Source organism: Paracandidimonas lactea, assembly GCF_021653995.1.
In the GTDB taxonomy this organism is placed as follows: domain Bacteria; phylum Pseudomonadota; class Gammaproteobacteria; order Burkholderiales; family Burkholderiaceae_B; genus Allopusillimonas; species Allopusillimonas lactea.
Window position 1 is genome coordinate 121,350 of record NZ_JAJJOZ010000005.1, and the last position, 20,075, is coordinate 141,424.

The window sequence follows — 20,075 nt, forward strand, 5'->3', positions numbered from 1 at the left end:
CGGATCAGGCCTCTTCGCGGGCCCTGCGGGCAGCGTTTTCTTTGCGTGCTGCCTCGCCATGCGCCAGAAAGCCAGCCAGCGCCGCACCCGTATGCGACGCGGCTTGGCGTGCCACAATCTCTTCCGGCGCGCCCTGTGCCACCAAGCGCCCGCCGCCGGTGCCGCCTTCGGGGCCAAGGTCCACGACCCAGTCGGCTTCGGCAATGATATCGAGGTTGTGCTCGATCACCACCACCGTGTTGCCCGCGTCCACCAACCGGTGCAGCACGTGGATCAACTTTTCGACATCGGCGCTGGACAGGCCCACTGTGGGCTCGTCGAGCACATACAAGGTATGGGGGGTGCGCGAGGCGCGGCCCGTTTTGATGACGCCATCGGTCAGGCGCGCCTTGGCCAACTCGGTCACAAGCTTGATGCGCTGGGCTTCCCCGCCCGAAAGCGTGGGCGAGGGCTGGCCCAGCGTCAGGTAACCCAGGCCCACATCCTGCATGAGTTGCAGTGGGCGCAATATCTTCGAGTGCGCCGCAAAGAACTCAACCGCGTCGTCTACTTCCATGCGCAGCACCTCGCCAGCGCTGCGTTCGCGCCAGGTCACGGCCAGGGTATCGCGGTTGAAGCGCTCGCCGTTGCAAGCGTCGCACAGCACTTTGACGTCGGGCAGGAAGCTCATTTCGATGGTGCGCATGCCCTGGCCTTCGCAAACCGGGCAGCGGCCATCCCCTGTGTTGAAGGAAAACCGCGTCGACTGCCAGCCGCGCACCCGGGCTTCGCGCGTGCCCGCGAACAGCTTGCGCACGTCGTCCCAGAAGCCGACATAGGTGGCGGGGCAGGAGCGGGGCGTCTTGCCGATGGGGGTCTGGTCCACTTCCAGCACACGGTCGATCTGTTCCCAGCCCTCGATGCTGGTGCAGCCTTGCCAGGCCGGTGCCTGCCGCGTCGATACCGCGCGCGCGAGGTTGTCGAGCAGGACGTCGCGCGCGAGCGTGGACTTGCCCGAGCCGGACACGCCTGTAATGACACTCAGCCGGCCCACCGGTATGCGGGCCTCGGCATTGCGCAAGTTGTGCAGGTGGGCGCCGCGTACAGTGATCATGGGTGCGTCGGCTGCGATGGCGCGCCGCGGCTGCATCGGGTGGGCCAGCGGCTGGCGCAGATAGCGGCCTGTGACAGAGGCCGGGTTGTCCATCACCTCGCGGGCCGTGCCTTGCGCCACTACCATGCCTCCGCGCACGCCCGCGCCGGGCCCGATGTCGATGATGTGGGAGGCGCGCCGTATGGTGTCTTCGTCGTGCTCAACCACCACCAAGGTATTGCCGTGGCCTTCGAGCGTCGACAACGCGTTGAGCAGAATCTGGTTGTCGCGTGCATGCAGGCCGATGGTGGGCTCATCCAGCACATAACAGACACCCTGCAGGTTGGAACCCAGTTGGGCTGCCAGGCGGATGCGCTGCGCTTCGCCGCCCGACAGTGTGGGCGCCGCGCGATCCAGCGCCAGATACCCGAGCCCGACTTCCTGCATGAAGTTCAGGCGCCCGCGAATCTCGGCCAGAATGTCGCGCGCAATCTCGGCCTCGCGGCCGCGGCTTACCAAGCCGGTGAAGAAGGACTGCGCTTCCGAGACTGGCATGGCGGCAAACTCGGCAATCGAGCGGTCGCGCCAGCGGAAAGCCCGCGAGATGGGGTTCAGACGCTCGCCATGGCAGGTGCGGCATACTTCCGTGCTGCCCTCGTACCAGGCATTCCAGGTGCTTTCTTCGCCTGTCTGCTGCTCGTCGAAGCCGCTCAGTTGAAGGCCGGTGCCAAAGCAGCTGATGCACCAGCCGTGCTTGGAATTGTACGAGAACATGCGCGGATCGGGTTCGGGGAAACTCATGCCACAACCGGGGCAGGCGCGCTTCACGGAAAACTGCCGTTCGCTGGCCGCGTCGACCAGGCCAGCCTCGCGTCGCGCCTGTAGCGGCACGCTGCTGCCGTCGGTCAGGTCGATCAGTAGTGTCATGGTGCCCTGGCCGTGTTCCAGGGCGCTGCGAACGGCTTCGCGCAGTGAGGCCTCGTCGCCCGCGTCCACAATCAAGTCCGCAATCGGCAGTTCGATGGTGTGCTCGCGGTAGCGGTCCAGGCGCGGCCAGGGCGAGACCGGAATGAACGCGCCATCGACCCTCAGGTGGCTGAAGCCCTTGCCCGCAGCCCATTTGGCCAGGTCGGTGTAATACCCCTTGCGCGCCGTCACCAAAGGCGCCACAACGCCGATGTGGCGGCCCTTGTAGTCGCGCAGGATCTGGGCCACGATCTGTTCGGGTTTCTGCGGTTCGACCGGCACATTGCAGTTGGGGCACATCTGTGTGCCCAGCTTCACGTACAGCAGGCGCAGGAAGTGATGGATCTCGGTCATCGTGGCCACGGTGGACTTGCGCCCACCACGGCTGGTGCGCTGTTCTATTGCCACAGTGGGGGGGATGCCATAGATGGCGTCCACATCGGGTTTGCCCGCCGGCTGCACAATGGCGCGCGCATAAGCGTTGAGCGACTCCAGATAGCGCCGCTGCCCCTCATTGAAGAGGATGTCGAACGCCAATGTGGATTTGCCCGAGCCCGATACGCCTGTCACCACGGTAAAGGTATCGCGCGGGATGCTGACGTTGATGCCTTTCAGGTTGTGCTCGCGCGCGTTGACGATATCGATGCTGTGCATGCCCGCGCGCCGCCGCCGCATTACGCTCTGCAAGGGTGTGCCGGCTGTGTCGGCATACTCGTGCACGGGTTCGGCGAGCGCGCGCGCTTGCTGCGACTTGTCTTCATAGACGATGGCGGTGGTGTACTCGGCCAGCGCGCGGCCGGTATGCGAGCCGGGGTTGTGCATCAGTTCGCCTGGCGTACCTGCGCCGATCAGTGCGCCGCCCTGGTCGCCCCCTTCGGGGCCCAAGTCGATCAGCCAATCCGCCGCGCGTATCACATCCAGGTTGTGTTCGATCACCAGCAGCGAATGGCCGGCCCCCAGCAATTTGCGGAAGGCGCGCATCAGTTTGGCCACGTCGTCGAAGTGCAGGCCGGTGGTAGGCTCGTCAAACAGGAACAGGCTGCCCTTTTTGGCCACCTTGGCCGACGAGATGCCGCTGCGCGCCGCAGCGGCCAAGTGCCCGGCCAGCTTGAGGCGCTGCGCTTCGCCGCCAGACAGCGTGGGTACGGGCTGGCCCAGGCGCACGTACTCCAGGCCCACGTCGGCCAGGGGCGCCAGCGCCCACTGCACGTCACGCAGGCCCTGGAAAAATTCCAGCGCCTCGGTCACCGTCATCTCCAGCACCTCGTCAATCGACGCGCTGCGACCCAGATGCTCCACGCGCACTTCGAGAATCTCGGGCCGGAAGCGCTTTCCGTCGCAGTCCGGGCAGCGCAGATAGACGTCGGACAGAAACTGCATTTCCACATGCTCGAAGCCCGTGCCGCCGCAGGTTGGGCAGCGCCCGTCACCGGTGTTGAAACTGAACGTGCCGGGCGTATAGCCGCGTTCTTTCGAGACGGTGGCGTTGGCGAACAGTTTGCGGATGGGGTCGAACGCACCCACATAACTCGCCGGATTGGATCGGGCCGTCTTGCCGATCGGCGTCTGGTCCACCATCACCACGTCGGCGAGCTGTTCCGCGCCCAGCAGGCGGTCGAAGGCGCCCGGCGCCTCGGTTGGCCGGCCTTGCAGCTTGAGCATCGCGGGGTAGAGAACATCCTGGATCAGTGTCGACTTGCCCGATCCCGACACGCCGGTTATACACACCAGCCGCCCGAGCGGTATCGAGACGGAGATATTCTTGAGATTGTTGGCACGCACCCCTTCCAGCAGCAGGCGCGGCGTGCTGGCAGAAACGGGCATGGGGCGCGGCGCTTCCACGCGCAGGCGGCCGCCCAGATAATTGCCAGTGAGCGTGTCGGCATTGCGCAGTTGCTCGGGCGTGCCATCGAACACGATGCGACCACCGCGCTCGCCCGGCCCTGGGCCGATGTCCATGATGCGGTCGGCCGCGATCATCACCTGCGGATCGTGTTCTACCACGACCAGCGTATTGCCGTTGGCGCGCAAGCGGTGCATGGCTTCCACTACACGGTGCATGTCACGCGGGTGCAGGCCGATAGAGGGTTCGTCCAGCACGAACAGTGTGTTTACCAGCGAGGTGCCCAGCGCCGTGGTGAGGTTGATGCGCTGCACTTCGCCGCCCGACAGGGTGCGGCTCTGGCGGTCGAGCGACAGATAGCCCAGGCCGACGTCACAGAGGAACTTCAGCCGCGTGCGTACTTCGGTGAGCAGCAGGTCCAGCGCAGCGTCGAGTGCGGCTCCAAACGTAATGTCGGTAAAGTAGTCGCGCACACGGCTGATGGGCAGTCGCATCAGGTCGTGGATGCCCAGGCCGGGCAGGGCATTGAGCTGCTCGCGTGTCCAGTCGGCGTGCACGGGCATGAAGCGCGGGTAGCTGCCTGCGGCATTCGCGTCATCGCCTGCGTCTTCCTGTGCTGCGGTGGCGTCGCCCAATCGCCAGAGCGTGGCATCGGGCTTGAGGCGCGAGCCGCCGCAGGTGGGGCAGGGCGTATAGCTGCGGTATTTGGACAGCAGTACGCGTACATGCATTTTGTAGGCGCGCGATTCCAGCCAATCGAAAAAACGCTGTGCGCCGTACCATTGGGTTTTCCAGGCTTGCGGGCCGCCTTTCCAGTCGGGCGTGCCGCCGATCACCCATTGCTTTTCATCGTGGCTCAGGTCTTTCCAGGGCGTGTCCAGGCGCACGCCCGCCTTGGGTGCATAGCGTTCGAGTTCGTCCTGGCATTCTTTGTAGCTGGCGGTCTGCCAAGGCTTGATGGCACCCTGGCGCAAGGTCTTGGTTTCGTCCGGAACCACCAGGCCGTAATCGATCCCCATCACGCGTCCGAATCCGCGGCACGACTCACAGGCACCCAGCGGCGAATTAAAGGAAAACGTGCTGGGCAGCGGCGTGGTGTATTCAATGTCGCAGTGCGCGCAATGCAGGCGATTGCTGAAGCGCCACACTGTTTCGTCGGCGTCGACGCCCGTGCCCGCTCCAGTACCTGCACCGGAATGTGTGCTGTCCCCCGAACTATTGACGGAGCCTGAGCCAACCGCCAGCGGTGCGTCGCCGCGCGCTTGCGCGGAGTCGGCGGGCGGTGCATCGGGGATCACGTAGATGGAGATATGCCCGTCGCCCTGCTTGAGCGCAGTGTCCAAGGCCTCCATTACCCGTTCGGGCTCGGCCGAGCTGTAGCGGAAGCGATCCTGGATGACGTGCAGCACGCGGAGCTTTTCAGCCTTGGGCGTCTTGGCCTTGGCTTTGCCTTTACCCTTTGGTGTGGGCGGCGTCTGTAGCCGCGTTTCCTCATGATGGATGCGCGTGTAGCCCTGCTGGTCCAGGAAGCCACGCACTTCCTCCTCGGTGAAGTTGGCCGGGATGACGACCGGAAAGGTAATCACCAGGCGTGGGTCGCCGGGTTGGCTGCGCGTCGCGATCTGCTGCTGGATACTTTGCGCGTTGTCCCGCTGCACGCGGCGGCCGCAGCAGCGGCAGTACAGCCGGCCCAGCCTTGCATAAAGCAGCTTGAGGTGGTCGTTCAGCTCCGTCATCGTGCCCACGGTGCTGCGCGAATTGCGCACCGGATTGACCTGGTCGATGGCGATGGCCGGCAATATGCCTTCGATACGCTCGACCTGGGGCTTGTCCATGCGGTCGAGAAACTGCCGCGCATAGGGGGAGAATGTTTCAACGTAGCGGCGCTGGCCTTCGGCGTATAAGGTATCGAAGGCCAGCGAGCTTTTGCCTGACCCCGACACGCCGGTGATCACCAGCAATTGGCCGGTATTGATATCGACATCGAGGTTCTTGAGGTTGTTCTGGCGGGCGCCAACAATACGGATCTGGGAGGTCATGGCGTAATCATAATCTTTCTGTCGCTACTGTTAGTAGGTGATGAACCGCCGCCCCGTACACCCCGCAACGATGCGCCAGCCCTGCGCTGCCATTACCGGCACCGCGTCGGTTGGCCATGTGTACGGGAAACCACGTTGCCCTTTGGTATGCGGGCGATTTTGTGTGTTCGGGTATTTTCAAGGTAAAATGCCAGGTTTAGTGGATTTTTACGGGCCTGCACCTTCGCCGGCCTGGCACGCAGACCGGAGATTCAACATGGCAGAAATCAAACGCAACCGCCGCAACACCCTCGAACGCCGTTGCCTGGGCAAGGCCTTCAAGCGCCTGTTCGTCAACTCGCCCAAGGGTGTGTTCAAAATGCTCGAAAAGGTAAAGCGCGCCTGAGCATGTCGGCCTCATGCGGCGTATGGCGCCGCATCGCGCAGCCGCGTTATGTTTCCTGATGTAACGTTGGCAAAAAATCCGCAGCAATCGCAGCTGCGGATTTTTTTTGTCCTATCATCGGGTCGTCGGCGCGTTACGGTCCTGCTTTAGGCCATTTGCCGGCGTCCGCAATGGCTACTGATGTGATGGCGTACTGTTTTCCTGCTCTATATACCTATAACGTACAAGATAAGAAAGATAAGACTATGTCAGGCTGGCGTCATTTGTTTTCGGTGATCACGCCCACCTACAACCGGGCACATACGCTGGAGCGCGTCTATCTATCGCTGCGTGAGCAATCCTACCAGGACTTCGAATGGGTCATCATCGATGATGGCTCGACCGACGACACGCGCGAGCGGGTTGCGGTCTGGCAGCAGGAAGCAAGCTTCCCGATCTATTACGCCTGGCAGGTCAACCAGCACAAGAAGACTGCTTTCAACCGCGGCATCGAGCGCGCCAGCGGCGAACTGGTGGTGGTCGTGGACAGCGATGACAGCCTGGACGCCAACGCGTTGTACAGCATGGCCACTGCATGGAAGGAAATCCCGGTGGGCGAACGCGACCGTTATGTGGCGATTACAGGCCTGTGCGCGCGGCCCGACGGGCATATCGTGGGCGATATGTTTCCACAGGATATCTTTGATGCCACCTCGCTGGACATGACCTTCAAATATGACGTGCGGGGCGAGAAATTCGGCTGCCTGCGCACCGATGTGCTGCGCCAGTTTCCATTTCCCGAAGAAATCGAGGGGTTTGTGCCTGAAAGCCTGGTGTGGCGGGCCATCGCCCGTGCCGGCTACCTTACGCGTTTCGTGAACCAGGTGTTCAGGGTGTATCACCACAGCGCGGACTCGCTGTCCGCCCAGGGCAGGCAAAGCCAACAGCATGCGATGGGTATGTGGCTGCTGGCGCGCGACACGGTGGTCGAGTGCCTGCCGTGGTTTCGCTATAAGCCCCAGGCCTTCTTGATGGCGGCCGCGCGCTATACGCGTTTTGCACTGCATATGCGCCATACACGCCGGCCGCCGCCGGACGGCTACGATCTGCACGGAATGGGAGCCAGGCTGCTGGTGGCCGCGATGTGGCCGGTGGGGGTGCTGCTGTATGTGCGCGACCGTGCACGCGCCGCGCGCTAAAGGGGCGATGTTGCCCGCTCGCGCCTGGCTGTGCGTGGGGTGCGGCGCGAAGCTACACCCCGAACCCTGAGCCTCGGGCCCGGAAGGGGCCAGGCGGGGATCAGGTGCTCACTCAATACTGTGTGCCCGGATCGTCTGGCGGATCTGGCTCCTCGTCGTCGTCATCATCGTCGTCATCGTCGGGTTGGATGAGATCTTCGTTCATGACGAAGGGCAGGATATCCTGCAAATTATTGGTCCAGGCAACTTCGTCGCCCGCTTGGTCGACCTTGATGTAGCGGGCGTCTTCGAGGTCGGAAAGCTGGATGGCCCAAAGATATTCGCAGGTGTAGGTTTCGTTGCCGGCGTCGGGCAGGCCGCCGTGGTGGCCAAGCAGCCGGGCATTTTTGCCGCCGGCCTCGACGGTGACGTAGTCGGCCGGGTCGTCCTGCACGTCGAGTGGGACGGCAAACAGCACCCACTCGTAGCCGGTTTCGTCGGGCTCCATGACTTCGGCAAGCACCGGCTTGCCCATATAGGCGCTCAGCGCGTCGGCCGTCTGCCCGAGCAGTTCGAGCTCTTCGGGCGTGAAGACCAGGGGGGAGTTGTCAGTGGCGGCCATGGCAATATCGGTGCGGGTCGTATTGCCGACATTCTACACGGCGCGCCAGCGGCGCCGGTGGTTTTGCGGCCAGATTGCAGCCCGATCGCAGCCGGCACATTCAAGTTTTGCGGCCCAGTCGCCGGGCCCGGGCTTAATTTACGTTCCCGGCCTACAATCAGTGGTTTGTCGTCCACCTCTTTGATTGAACCGGTTTGCAATGGCCCAATACGTATATTCCATGCATCGCGTCGGCAAAATCGTGCCGCCCAAGCGGCAGATCCTGCGCGATATCTCGCTGTCTTTCTTTCCTGGCGCCAAAATCGGCGTGTTGGGCCTGAATGGTTCGGGCAAATCCACCCTGCTCAAGATCATGGCGGGTGTCGACAAGGAAATCGAAGGCGAAGCCGTGCCCATGGCCGGCATCAAAATCGGCTATCTGCCGCAAGAGCCGCAGCTCAACGCCGAGCACACCGTGCGCCAAGCGGTCGAAGAAGGCCTGGGCGACGTCTTTGCCGCTCGCAAGCGTCTGGATGAAGTGTATGCGGCCTATGCCGAACCGGATGCCGATTTTGACCAGCTCGCCGCCGAGCAGGCCGAGTTGGAGGCCACCATTGCCGCCGCCGCGTCCAGCGGCGCCGACGACATCGACCACCAGATGGAGATTGCCGCCGACGCACTTCGCCTGCCGCCCTGGGATGCCGTCATCGGCCCGTTGTCAGGGGGCGAAAAGCGTCGCGTGGCGCTGTGCCGCCTGCTGCTGTCCAAACCCGACATGCTGCTTCTGGATGAACCCACCAACCACCTGGATGCCGAAAGCGTCGAGTGGCTCGAAGTCTTCCTGCGCAAGTTCCCGGGCACGGTAGTGGCGGTGACCCACGACCGTTACTTCCTTGATAACGCGGCAGAGTGGATTCTCGAACTCGACCGCGGCCATGGCATCCCCTGGAAGGGCAACTACAGCTCCTGGCTCGAGCAGAAAGAAGACCGTCTCAAGCAGGAAGAGGCGTCCGAGTCAGCCCGCCAGCGCACCATCAAGAAAGAACTGGAATGGGTGCGCCAGAATCCCAAGGGCCGTCAGGCCAAGGCCAAGGCGCGCCTGGCGCGATTCGAGGAACTGTCCTCTCACGAATACCAGAAGCGCAACGAAACCCAGGAGATTTTCATTCCCGTGGCCGAACGGCTGGGCAACGAAGTCATCGAGTTCGACAATGTGTCCAAGGGCTATGGCGATCGCCTGCTGATCGACGGGCTCAGCTTCAAGGTGCCGGCGGGCGCCATTGTCGGCATCATCGGCCCCAACGGCGCGGGTAAGTCCACGCTGTTCCGCATGATTGCCGGCAAAGAGCAGCCCGATTCAGGCGCCGTCAAGATCGGCCAGACAGTGAAGCTGGCGTATGTAGACCAGTCGCGCGAGTCCTTGCCCGATGGCAAGACGGTGTTCGATGCCATCTCTGACGGCGCCGACTTGCTTACGGTGGGCCGTTTCGAGATGGCCTCGCGCGCCTACCTGGGCCGTTTCAACTTCAAGGGGGGCGACCAGAACAAGCAGGTGGGTATGCTCTCAGGCGGTGAGCGCGGGCGCCTGCACCTGGCCAAAACATTGATTGCCGGCGGCAATGTGCTGCTGCTGGACGAGCCATCCAACGATCTGGACGTCGAAACCCTGCGGGCGCTCGAAGATGCCTTGCTGGAGTTTGCCGGCTGTGTGATGGTCATCAGCCATGATCGCTGGTTCCTTGATCGTATTGCCACGCATATACTGGCCTTCGAGGGGGATTCCCAGGCTGTGTTCTTCGACGGCAACTATCAGGAATACGAGGAAGACAAGCGCAAACGCCTGGGCGAAGAGGGCGCCAAGCCCCATCGCCTGCGCTATAAAGCGCTGAAGTAAGCGGGCAACTGCCAGGCTGCCGTGCGTGCCCGGCCATTTGGGCCCAAGGGTCGCCGTGGGGTGCGTGAGGCCGGCATCGCGCTGCCCGGCCGCTGCTTATCGGCCGGGTCATAGCGGCGGCCCGTTGTGTGTATTGGGCGGCGGCGTCAGCCATAAAGCGGGAGACTAAAATGGGTATTCTGAACGCACACGATTCCATGGTCCTGATGGTCGACATGCAGTCGGCGCTGCTGGCCGCCATCCACGATGCCGATGCTCTGGTGGCGCGGGCCGAGCGCCTGCTCAAGGCCGCCCAGCTGGTGGGTGTACCCGTCATCGCCACCGAGCATTGCGCCGACAAGATCGGGCACACGCATCCGCTGCTCCGGGCGCAGGCCGACCACGTCATCCACAAGACGCATTTCGATGCCACGCGTGAACACCATTTTCTGCCCGAGATCCCCACCGGACGCCATCATGTGTTGTTGATCGGCACCGAGGCGCATGTGTGCGTGTTACAAACCGGGCTGGGGCTGGCGCGTCTGGGCCTGAAGCCATACCTGGTCACTGATTGCATCGGCTCGCGCCAGCCGTCGTGCCATGCCGCTGCCTGCGAGCGGTGGGCCGACAATGGCCTGGAGCGTGTCTGTGCAGAGATGGTGATGTTCGAATGGTTGGTCACGCCCAGCCACCCGCAATTCCGCGATATGCTTGCGCTGGTCAAGGCGGGTTAGGTGGCCGGCGCGTCGCCATCAGCAATTTTCAGGCCTGCGTGATACATCTGTTGCGCCCGCTCACAAGCGCATCCGGGTTTTGTTTGATTTGGCACCGGCCATTCGGGTAACGTGACGACAACGGCTGGGCGGCGCACGCGATACGCGCCGAGGCCGCATCAGAAGGAGAATCAAGATATGAAACTGGCAACGATAAGCAAATTTAGTGCTGTGGGTATTCTGGCTGTAGCGTTGGCAGGCTGCTCGTCCTGGGACAGCATGAGCCATCGCCAGCGTAGCACGGTGACGGGTGCCGGTATCGGTGGCCTGGCCGGGGCGGTGCTGACGGGTGGCGGTGTGCTGGGTACGATCGGCGGCGCAGCCGTCGGTGGTGTGATCGGCGACCAGATCGGCAAGAATCGCTGATACCCACGCAAGGCACAGGCGCCGCGCCTGTTTCCGCGATGAAACACGCGGCGCACATTATCCGTAGCCAAACCGGCGCCGTTACAACGGCGCCGGTTTTCGTTTTAACCCCTCGCGCTGTCACCGCGTCCGGGTGCGCAAACAGACGCTGATGCAGCAATACCCAAAACAATCACAATAACAATAGCCCGCTGCGCACCACACCTTAAATGTTGGATCGGTGTCCAACTTTTTGGGGTATGGTTCGCAGCGGGCTGTTTTTGTTGCGGGCTGCGCAAACGCTGGTGTGTAGACGGGCCTGCGTCAGTCCTGCATCAGTCTTTGGTTTCGGGCTGGGGCATCTCGATCTTGACTTCGAGAATTTCCAGCGAATCTTGGCGGTCGAGGTTGACCTTGATGTCGTCTGGGTTGATTTTGACGTAGCGTGAGATCACTTCGACGAGTTCTTTCTGCAGGCGCGGCAGGTAATCGGGCGTGACGCCCGTGCCGCGTTCGTTGATCAGGATTAGTTGCAGGCGGTCGCGTGCGACGCTGGCGGACGTTTTCTTCTGGCCGCGAAAGAAAGACAGGAGGGACATGTTATTTCCCTCCGAACAGGCGCTTGAACAGGCCGGGTTTTTCGTAGTCGACGAAACGCAGCGGTTTTTCTTCGCCGAGATAACGTGCCACGACATCCTGGTAAGCTTGAGCGACTTCGGTTTCACGCAGGTGAATGGCCGGGATGCCTTGGTTGGACGCTTGCAGCACGGATTCGGATTCTGGAATCACGCCAATCAGCTTGATGCGCAGGATGTCTTCAATATCTTTCAGCGAAAGCATCTCGCCATCGGCCACGCGCTTGGGGTTATAGCGGGTGAGCAGCAGGCTTTCCTGGATCGGCTCTTCGCCCTTTTCGGCGCGGCGCGACTTGGCGGAAAGAATGCCGAGGATGCGGTCGGAGTCGCGCACCGACGACACCTCGGGGTTGGTGACAACGACGGCGTCGTCGGCAAAGTAAGCGGCCATCAGCGCGCCAGTTTCGATACCCGCCGGCGAATCGCAGACGATATAGTCGAAATCCATGGCGGCGAGGTCTTCGAGCACCTTGCCCACGCCTTCGCGGGTGAGTGCGTCTTTGTCGCGTGTTTGCGAGGCAGGCAGAATGAACAGGTTTTCAAGCTGCTTGTCGCGGATCAGGGCCTGGTTGAGCGAGGCTTCGCCCTGGATAACGTTGACAAAATCATAAACGACGCGGCGTTCGCAGCCCATGATCAGATCGAGGTTGCGCAGGCCGACGTCGAAGTCGATGACAACCGTTTTATGGCCCCGCATGGCAAGGCCTGCGGAAAAACTTGCGCTGGTGGTTGTTTTGCCCACCCCGCCTTTGCCGGAAGTCACCACAACAATTCGCGCCATGACAATAAATATCCTTAATGGTTATTCTGAAAAATCACGTAATCGTAATGCATAACCACAGCATGGTTGATGGTGTATGCATGAAATTAAAAAATTCTGGCAAGAATACAGAAACTGTTACGTCTGCACCGGCCGGCAACCTGCACCCGCCGGCAAGGGTCAATCGAGCGGATTGATCTGCAGCCTGTCGTCATCGAGCTGGATGATGGCGGGCCGATTTTGCAGGGTTTTATCCATGCGGGTTTCAAGCACGCGGTATACGCCTGCGATGGCCAGCAGTTCGGGATCGAGCTGCGTGGTGAAAATGCGTGCCGAGGTGTCACCCCGGGCGCCCGCCATGGCCTTGCCGCGCAGAGGCCCGTATACGTGGATGTTGCCGTCGGCAATGACCTCGGCGCCTTGGCTCACCACACCGATCACGATCAGGTCTGTGTTGCGGGCATAGATGCGCTGCCCCGACCGCAGAGGGCGATTGATCACCATGGCGGCGGGGGCCAACTGGGGCGCCGCCGGCTCGTGGGCTGCCGCCGCGGCTGGCGCCTCAGCAGGCTCGGCCTGCGCCTGTGTCTGGGCTTGGGCCTGTGCCGGTGCAACCACCGGCATGTCGGCCTCAGACGCTGGCTCGGCCTTCGGGCGCTGCACTGGATTGGCCAGGTCGACGGCGGGCAGGCCCGCAGCCTGCGCGGCCAGCAGGCAGTCGCCTTCGGCAACAACGCCGACCGGATGCAGGCGGTGGCCCTTCAGGCTGGCGAGCAGGGCCGCCCAGTCGATCGTGCCTTCTACCTGGCTGGCATCTACCACGACCGGTTCGTTTTCAAAGAATGCGCCGGCGTCTTTCATGCGGGTATCGAGCGCCGCGATGAGCGCTGCGGCGTCCGCGCTGTGCAGGACCACGCGCACGGCATACAGCGTGGCACTCTTGAAGTCGAGCGCGGCGGGGTTCTTGCGGGGCGATGAGGATTCTTTCACTGCGTGTGTCACTCTGGAGACAACAAAAAATACATTACAAAAAACCGGCTCGCGGGAGCCGGCGCTGGATCAAGCCTTTTGTACCCAGGAATCGCGCAGCGTGACCGCGCGATTGATGACCGGTTTGGCGGCGGTGGAGACTTCGCGATCGGCTACGAAGTAGCCCAAGCGCTCGAACTGCCAGGTATTGCCAGGCTCGGCGACGACGCCGGGTTCCAGCCAGGCGTGGATAACCTTGCAGGAATCGGGGTTGATGGCGTCCAGGAAGTTCTTGTTGCCGCTATCGGGGCGCGGATCGAGGAACAGGCGGTCGTACAGGCGCACTTCGGCTGGCACAGCGTGGGCCGTGCTGACCCAGGTGATATTGCCCTTTACCTTGACGCTGTCTGCGCCGGGCGTGCCGCTTTTGGTGCCCGGCAGGTATTCGGCGTGAACCTCGACGACATTGCCCTGATCATCTTTTACACAACCCGTGCAGCGCACCACATAGCCATATTTGAGGCGCACAGTGTTGCCCGGGAAGAGGCGGAAATACTTTTTGGGCGGATCTTCGCGGAAATCGTCTCGCTCGATCAGCAGATTGCGCGAGAAGGGGAATTCGCGCTGCCCGGCGGCTGGGTCGTGCGGGTTGCGCGGCGCGTGGCAGTTTTCGGTTTGCCCCTCGGGGTAGTTGGTGATGACCAGGCGGATGGGGTCGAGCACCGCCACCGCGCGTGGCGCGACGGGATCAAGGTCGTCGCGCAGGGCCTGTTCGAGTTCGTTGTAGTCGATGCGCGAATCGGCCTTGGAAACACCCAGGCGGTCGCAGAACAGGCGGATGGACGACGGTGTATAGCCGCGGCGGCGCAGGCCCACGAGGGTGGGCATGCGCGGGTCGTCCCAGCCGCTGACGCGACCCTCTCGCACGAGCTGAAGCAGCTTGCGCTTGCTGGTGACCACATAGGTGAGATTCAGGCGCGCGAACTCATACTGGCGCGGCAGAGGGCGGGCCAGTTGGCCCAGATCGGCTAGATGGTTCAGGATCCAGTCGTAGAAAGGCCGCTGGTCTTCGAACTCGAGTGTGCAGATGCTGTGTGTGATGCCTTCGAGTGCGTCTTCGACCGGGTGGGCCCAACTGTACATGGGGTAGATGCACCACTGATCGCCCGTGCGATGGTGCGGCGTGTGACGGATGCGATACAGCACCGGGTCGCGCATATTGATGTTGGGTGAGCCCATGTCAATCTTGGCGCGCAGCGCCATGGCGCCGTCAGGATGCTTGCCGTCGCGCATCTCGCGCAGCAGGCGCAGGGATTCGTCGACCGGGCGGTCGCGCCAGGGCGAGTTGCTGCCTTTTTCGGTGAGCGTGCCGCGGGTGGCGCGCATTTCGTCGGCACTTTGCTCGTCGACATAGGCTAGGCCGGCGCCAATCAGCGCCTCGGCGAACTGATACATGAAGCCGAAGTAGTCGCTGGCGAAGTAGCAGTTGTTTTCTTCGCCCCGATGCCAGTCGAAGCCCAGCCATTTCACCATGTCGATGATGGCGTGCACGTATTCGTCTTCTTCTTTTTCGGGATTGGTGTCATCGAAACGCAGATGGCAGACGCCGCCGTAGTCGCGCGCAAGGCCGAAATTCAGGCAGATGCTCTTGGCGTGGCCGATATGCAGGTAGCCATTGGGCTCGGGCGGGAACCGTGTGCGGATGCGCGCCGGGTCTGCCTGGCCCTGGGCCTGGACGGAGGCGGGGCCAGGCCGGCCTGCCCAGCGCTTATCGGCATAGCTGCCCTGCGCGAGGTCGTTGTCGATGATGGTGCGCAGGAAATTCGAGACGGGAGCAGGAGTGGACGGGGATGTCATACCGGTGAAAAGAATACTTCGGGTGCAAAGTAAGCATTTTGCCACGTTCGTGAATTTTTGCCCCCTGTTCGCGCCCCTATGCAATTTTGCAGTCAAGCGTGGCGGGTGCACCCACAAGCCCGCGTCTGGCTCTACACTACGGCCCATGACGCAAGCGACCCTCTGGCTTTCACAAATCCAGTTCTATGCCAGCCTGGCTTTTCTGGCTGTATTCCTCATGATGGAACTCGGCCTGGGCGGCTTGCTGGCTTATTTTCGCATCCGGTCACTGGCCGAGCCGGCCGGCCCCTGGATGGCCGCTTACCGTTTCTGGGTGCGGGTGTTCGCCCTGGCCTTTGTCCTCAGTTTTGCCGCAGGGCTGCCGGTGCTGCTGCAACTGGGCAGCCTGTGGCCGGCATTGATGAGCAAGATCGGCGACGTGGCCGGCCCGCTGCTGGCGGCGGCGCTCACTACGGTATTCGTGTTCAAGTCGTGTTTCATGGGGGCGATGCTGTTTGGCGAGAGGCGCTTGTCGGGGCGCGCGCATGCGGCGGTGGTCGTTATGGTGGCTGTGGGTACCGCCCTCATGTCATTCTGGCTGCTGGCGTTGCTGTCGTGGATGCATGCGCCCGAGGGCGCCGTGCTCGTGGGCGAGCAATATCATGTCATCGATTGGGAAAATGTCATTTTCAACCCGGCATTGCCTTGGTATGCGGGTCTGTTTGCCGGCACAGCGGCGCTGGTGGCCGCGTTTCTTGTCATGGGGGTCGTGGCGGCGCAGTCGCTGCGCAGGCCGGCCGAGCCCAGCGAACGGCTGGCGTTTCGCAGCGCCGTCTGGCTGGCGTTGGCGGCCATTGTCCTTCAAGTGGCTTGCACAGCGGGGGGCGGGTTGATAATGGCGCGCTATCAGCCGGCCAAGGCCGCCGCCACGGCGGCGTATTGGCAAAGCGGCACACAACCCGATCTGATCATTGCCGGATGGCCCGACGCCGCTTCGTCCACTAATCGCGGCACGTTGCGATGGCGGCATGCGGGCGGGCGGTGGCTGGGGCGCGACAGCCATGGCACGTTACTGGGGCTGGATAGGTTCGCCGGCATGGCGCCACCCGTGGCGGCTACATTCTGGCTGTATCGAATCGCCTTGCTGGCCGGCATGCTGCTGGCGCTTGCCGCGGGCCTCACCTGGCTTGAAGTGCGCCGTGGCGGCTATGATCCCGCCGCGTTGTCTCCCGGATGGCGCAAGCTCTTGATGGCGCTGGTTTTTGGGCCATGGGCCATGGCGCTGGCAGGCATCGCGTATACCTTGGTTGGCGCGTATCCCTTTGCAGTGGCGGGCACGATTACCATCGCTGAAATCGCCGGCTCGGCCTCTCACAGGGTGGTGGCCGGCGGTTTGTTTGCCTATGCAGTACTTTATATGCTGTTTATTGCCGGCTTTCTGCGCATGCTCTGGCATACGGCGCGCCATGGCGTCGTGCCGGTGGCTCGTCACAGGGGGCGTGCATGATAGATGCGCTCGCAAGTTTCCTGGGTTTTGGCGCCAACGATCCAGCCTTCTGGATGCCGCTGGTCTTCGTGGCGCTTCTGTTTATTACCATTGTTGCCGCCACCATACTCGACGGTTTCGATATCGGCGTCGGCTGCCTGGTGCTGTTCGCGCCACCGCATCTGCGTCCGCGCATGCTGTCACTCCTGGGGCCATGGCGCGACGCCAACGAATTCTGGCTGCTGCTGGGGCTGGGCTTGTTTCTTACCGCCTTCCCCGGCGCCTGGGGGCCGGTCATGGGCCAGTTGTATCTGCCTCTGTGCATGTTGGCCGTGGGGGTCATGCTGCGCTCAGTATCGTTCGAAATGCGCCTAAGGGCGCCGGCCGCCATGCAACGCTATTGGCTGGCCGGGTTTGCCGCCGGCTCGCTGCTTACCGCCGTGTCTCACGGCTTTGTGCTGGCGCGTATCGTGGTGTCTTATCGTACCGAGGCCGGCTACCTCTGGTTTGCGCTGTTTCTGGGCATATGCGCACTTGCAGCTTATTGCCTGCTTGGCGCCGCCTGGCTCATCATGCGAGTGGACGGCGAGCTGCGCGTTCGTGCCGTGGCTTGCGGGCGCCATGCGGTGCGCTGGACAGCCGCCGGGGCGGCGGGCGTGATGGTGGTGCTGGCCTTCGCGAACAGCGGTGTGTTCCTGAAATGGAGCAACGCCACCCCTCCGCTGGCCGTGCCTGTCATTGGTGCTGTGCTGCTGGTCTGCTTTGTGTCAACTGAAATGTGCCTGCAGCGCATGGTCTTGAGCAGCTACCGCAATACGGCGCTGCCTTTTGTTATGACGCTGGTGGTGTTTCTGGTGATGCTGGGCGGGGTGGGCTACAGTTTCTTTCCCTATCTGGTACTCGATGACCTGACCATCTGGGATGCCGCTGCGTCGGTGCAGTCGCAGCGCCTGGTGCTGTCCTGCGTGGCAATCGCGATGCCGGTTGCGCTGATCTTCAATCTGCGTGTGTACTGGCACATGTTCGGCCTGTCGCGCCCACCTGAGATGCCCGCCTTCCGGCCGCGCAAGCCTCTCGCAATGCTCCGGGCGCCGGCTGCGCCTGTGGCCGAGGCGTTCGAACCGGTTAGCCGCGACGGCGACTGACTGCTGCTCTTGGCCCCTTGCCAAGGCTCAGCGGCAGCGAAACACACACTTCCAGGCCGCCGGTTGCTGCTTCGCCCAACGTCAGTTCGCCGCCATGGGCACCCACGATGGCCTGGGCCAATGCCAGCCCCAGGCCTACTGAGCCCGTTAGGGTGCGCGCATCGTCAAGCCGCGAGAATGGCCGCAGTGCCTCGGTGCGGCGTTCGGCGCTGATGCCTTTGCCGTGGTCACTCACTGTCACCACAGCGCGGCCATTATCCTCGCGCAATGCAATGTCAACGGGTGGTGCGCCATGATTCAGGGCGTTGGTGATCAGGTTGTCCAGCAATCGGCCCAGGGCAGCCTTGTCTGCGCTGACGCGCAGGGGGCGCACCGCCCCGCGCGCAAGCCGGACCGGGCTGCCGGCGCTTTCCCATGCAAATACTTGTTCTTCGATCCACGTGTTCAGCATCAGTGGCGCAAAATTGTATGAGCCGGGGTCCGTGCCGCGTACAAAACCGATGAATTGATCCACCATCCGCTGCATGTCCTGCAGGTCTTTGCGCATGCCTTCCTGGAAGGTAGGGTCGTTGGCCATCTCGATGCGCAGCCACATGCGTGAGAGCGGGCCTTTCAGGTCGTGCGGGAGGCCGGCAAGCATGGTGCGCTGGACGGTGTTGTTTTCTTCCAGTGTGTCCAGCATGGCGTTGAAGCGCTCACCTAGTATGCGGGTTTCGCGCGGGCCTGAGGGTTTGACCCGCTCCGGGCGCCCGGCCGCATACTGGTCGGCCGCGTTGGCCAGACGGGTCAGCGGGCGCGTGATGTTCCATGAAAACGCCGCTGAAATCAACAGCAGCAGGCCCATACCCGCCAGCCACACCACAATCACAGGGGTTGAGACGGGGGGGGCGATGCGGTCCAGCGGGATGACCAGCCATTCGCGTGGCCGCTCGGCATCGTTGGCGACAGCGTCGGGCAGCAAAGAAATATACAGGCGGGGCGTGGGCCCGCGCGACAAGGCCACCCGGGTGTCATCGTTCAGGCGGCGGTTCAGGGCGCCGACAAAATCACGCAGGTTGTCGCGGATGTCATTGGCTGTTGGCGGTGGGCGCCGGTGCGGAGGACGATAGCGTTCAAGATTGGCATTGGCGGGCAGCGTTCGCGACCACAAATGCCATTCGTTCTGCGACGCCTGACGCACGAAGTCGCCACGCTCCTCGGCGGGGATCGTGGCCAGCGAAGCGCGCAGGGTACGGATGGTGGTGGCGGTAAGCTCCACCGCGACATCTTCGGTGAACTTTTTGCGGTAATAGGTGGCGGTGCCAAAGGTGGCGGCCTGCACCAGCAGGATGGTGCCCAGCGTGAGCAGCACCATGCGCGCATTGAGCGAGCGCGGCAGCACCGCGCGCACCACAGACCGGAACAGTGAACGGAAGGACATGAATCAGGGCGAGAACCGGTAGCCTACGCCCCAGACCGTCTGGATCCAGCGCGGTTGCTTCGGGTCTTCTTCGATGGCGCGCCGCAGACGCAGGATGGCGATGTCGATGGCACGATCATTGCGCTCCCCGTCGTCATCGTCGCGCGCAAGCGCCAGCAGGCGGTCGCGCGAGAGTGGTTTGCCGGGGTTGGCGACCAGCGCCTCGAGCAGGTTGACCTCGCCCCCGGTGAGCTTGATGACGTCTTCACCCCTGTATAGCTGCCGCGTTGCCGGGTCGAAGACGAAGGGGCCGAAGGCAACGGGCTTGTCTTTGTTGAGTGCCGACGCCCCTTTTTTGCGGCGCAGGACGGCTTCGATGCGGGCCAGCAGTTCGCGCGGGTCGAAGGGTTTGCCCAGGTAGTCGTCGGCGCCGGCCTCCAGGCCGATCACCCGATCCACGGTTTCGTCCCGCGCGGTCAGTAAAATAACGGGGATGTCTTCGCCTTGCTGGCGCAGGCGCCGGCACGCCTCGGCGCCGTCGCCGTCGGGGAGCATGCGGTCGAGTACGATCAGATCCGGCGAGTAGCGCTGAATGCGCGTAGGCAGATCGCTGGCGTCGGGCGCAAGCAGGGTGTCATACTGATGCCGGTTCAGGTAATCGGCAAGCAGTTGGCGCAATGCTGGGTCGTCATCGACCACCAGTACTTTTATAAGAGGGGTTTCCATAGTGTTCAAGTGTGCCCCGCCTCGGCAGGCTCAGGCAAGCGCGTGGAAACAGATTGAAATAGATA

Annotated in this window: 14 protein-coding genes and 2 pseudogenes; 7 read left to right on the top strand and 9 right to left on the bottom strand. The window is 62.8% G+C overall.

The features are described 5' to 3' along the window. Positions 1–4: 4 nt before the first annotated feature. Positions 5–1,909 (bottom strand): annotated as a pseudogene (locus LOL23_RS19150) (excinuclease ABC subunit UvrA); the annotation flags it as partial. Positions 1,910–1,998: 89 nt separating this feature from the next. Further along, a pseudogene (locus LOL23_RS10805) lies at positions 1,999–5,920 on the bottom strand (excinuclease ABC subunit UvrA); the annotation flags it as partial. 256 nt (positions 5,921–6,176) lie between these two features. Between LOL23_RS10805 and LOL23_RS18975 the strand changes: the two are divergent. Both LOL23_RS18975 and LOL23_RS10810 read left to right on the top strand, forming a co-directional pair. Further along, complete coding sequence (locus LOL23_RS18975) at positions 6,177–6,305, top strand: hypothetical protein (protein WP_017525512.1); 129 nt, start codon at positions 6,177–6,179, stop codon at positions 6,303–6,305. A 245-nt stretch (positions 6,306–6,550) separates the two neighbouring features. Then, entirely contained in the window at positions 6,551–7,483 is a 933-nt protein-coding gene (locus LOL23_RS10810; RefSeq protein WP_160981467.1) for a glycosyltransferase family 2 protein, read from the top strand. A gap of 112 nt (positions 7,484–7,595) precedes the next feature. Here the strand turns inward: LOL23_RS10810 and LOL23_RS10815 are convergent, their stop codons facing one another. Next, positions 7,596–8,084 (bottom strand): hypothetical protein, encoded by a 489-nt coding sequence (locus LOL23_RS10815; protein WP_160981466.1) that lies wholly within the window; start codon positions 8,082–8,084, stop codon positions 7,596–7,598. Between the two features lie 199 nt (positions 8,085–8,283). Between LOL23_RS10815 and ettA the strand changes: the two genes are divergently transcribed. From ettA to LOL23_RS10830, 3 genes are all read left to right on the top strand, one after another. Next, entirely contained in the window at positions 8,284–9,957 is a 1,674-nt protein-coding gene (ettA, locus tag LOL23_RS10820) for an energy-dependent translational throttle protein EttA (RefSeq protein WP_160981464.1), read from the top strand. Between the two features lie 170 nt (positions 9,958–10,127). Then, complete coding sequence (locus tag LOL23_RS10825) at positions 10,128–10,670, top strand: isochorismatase family protein (RefSeq protein ID WP_160981462.1); 543 nt, start codon at positions 10,128–10,130, stop codon at positions 10,668–10,670. A gap of 177 nt (positions 10,671–10,847) precedes the next feature. Continuing rightward, entirely contained in the window at positions 10,848–11,075 is a 228-nt protein-coding gene (locus LOL23_RS10830; RefSeq protein WP_160981460.1) for a YMGG-like glycine zipper-containing protein, read from the top strand. A 314-nt stretch (positions 11,076–11,389) separates the two neighbouring features. Here the strand turns inward: LOL23_RS10830 and minE are convergent, their stop codons facing one another. From minE to LOL23_RS10850, 4 genes are all read right to left on the bottom strand, one after another. Beyond that, entirely contained in the window at positions 11,390–11,653 is a 264-nt protein-coding gene (minE, locus tag LOL23_RS10835; RefSeq protein WP_160981458.1) for a cell division topological specificity factor MinE, read from the bottom strand. Position 11,654: 1 nt separating this feature from the next. Then, on the bottom strand, positions 11,655–12,470 hold the full coding sequence (gene minD / locus LOL23_RS10840; RefSeq protein WP_160981456.1) for a septum site-determining protein MinD: 816 nt from the start codon (positions 12,468–12,470) through the stop codon (positions 11,655–11,657). A gap of 159 nt (positions 12,471–12,629) precedes the next feature. Continuing rightward, positions 12,630–13,439 carry a septum site-determining protein MinC gene (minC, locus tag LOL23_RS10845; protein ID WP_237173579.1) on the bottom strand — a complete coding sequence of 270 codons (810 nt, stop codon included), beginning with the start codon at positions 13,437–13,439 and terminating at the stop codon, positions 12,630–12,632. Between the two features lie 69 nt (positions 13,440–13,508). After that, entirely contained in the window at positions 13,509–15,275 is a 1,767-nt protein-coding gene (locus tag LOL23_RS10850) for a glutamine--tRNA ligase/YqeY domain fusion protein (RefSeq protein ID WP_237173580.1), read from the bottom strand. Positions 15,276–15,420: 145 nt separating this feature from the next. Between LOL23_RS10850 and LOL23_RS10855 the strand changes: the two genes are divergently transcribed. Further along, positions 15,421–16,761: a cytochrome ubiquinol oxidase subunit I gene (locus tag LOL23_RS10855; protein WP_237173581.1), complete on the top strand. Its 1,341-nt coding sequence runs from the start codon at positions 15,421–15,423 to the stop codon at positions 16,759–16,761. Then, a complete protein-coding gene (locus LOL23_RS10860) occupies positions 16,758–17,885 on the top strand; it encodes a cytochrome d ubiquinol oxidase subunit II (protein WP_160981449.1) in 1,128 nt (375 codons plus the stop codon). The genes LOL23_RS10855 and LOL23_RS10860 overlap by 4 nt, the downstream gene beginning before the upstream one ends. Here LOL23_RS10860 and LOL23_RS10865 read toward each other — a convergent pair. Further along, positions 17,866–19,305: a HAMP domain-containing sensor histidine kinase gene (locus LOL23_RS10865; protein ID WP_237173582.1), complete on the bottom strand. Its 1,440-nt coding sequence runs from the start codon at positions 19,303–19,305 to the stop codon at positions 17,866–17,868. The two genes, LOL23_RS10860 and LOL23_RS10865, sit on opposite strands and share 20 nt — an antisense overlap. Positions 19,306–19,308: 3 nt before the next feature. Next, the gene (locus LOL23_RS10870; RefSeq protein ID WP_237173583.1) at positions 19,309–20,010 is read right to left on the bottom strand and encodes a response regulator; all 702 of its coding nucleotides are present in this window, start codon (positions 20,008–20,010) and stop codon (positions 19,309–19,311) included. Positions 20,011–20,075 lie beyond the last annotated feature (65 nt).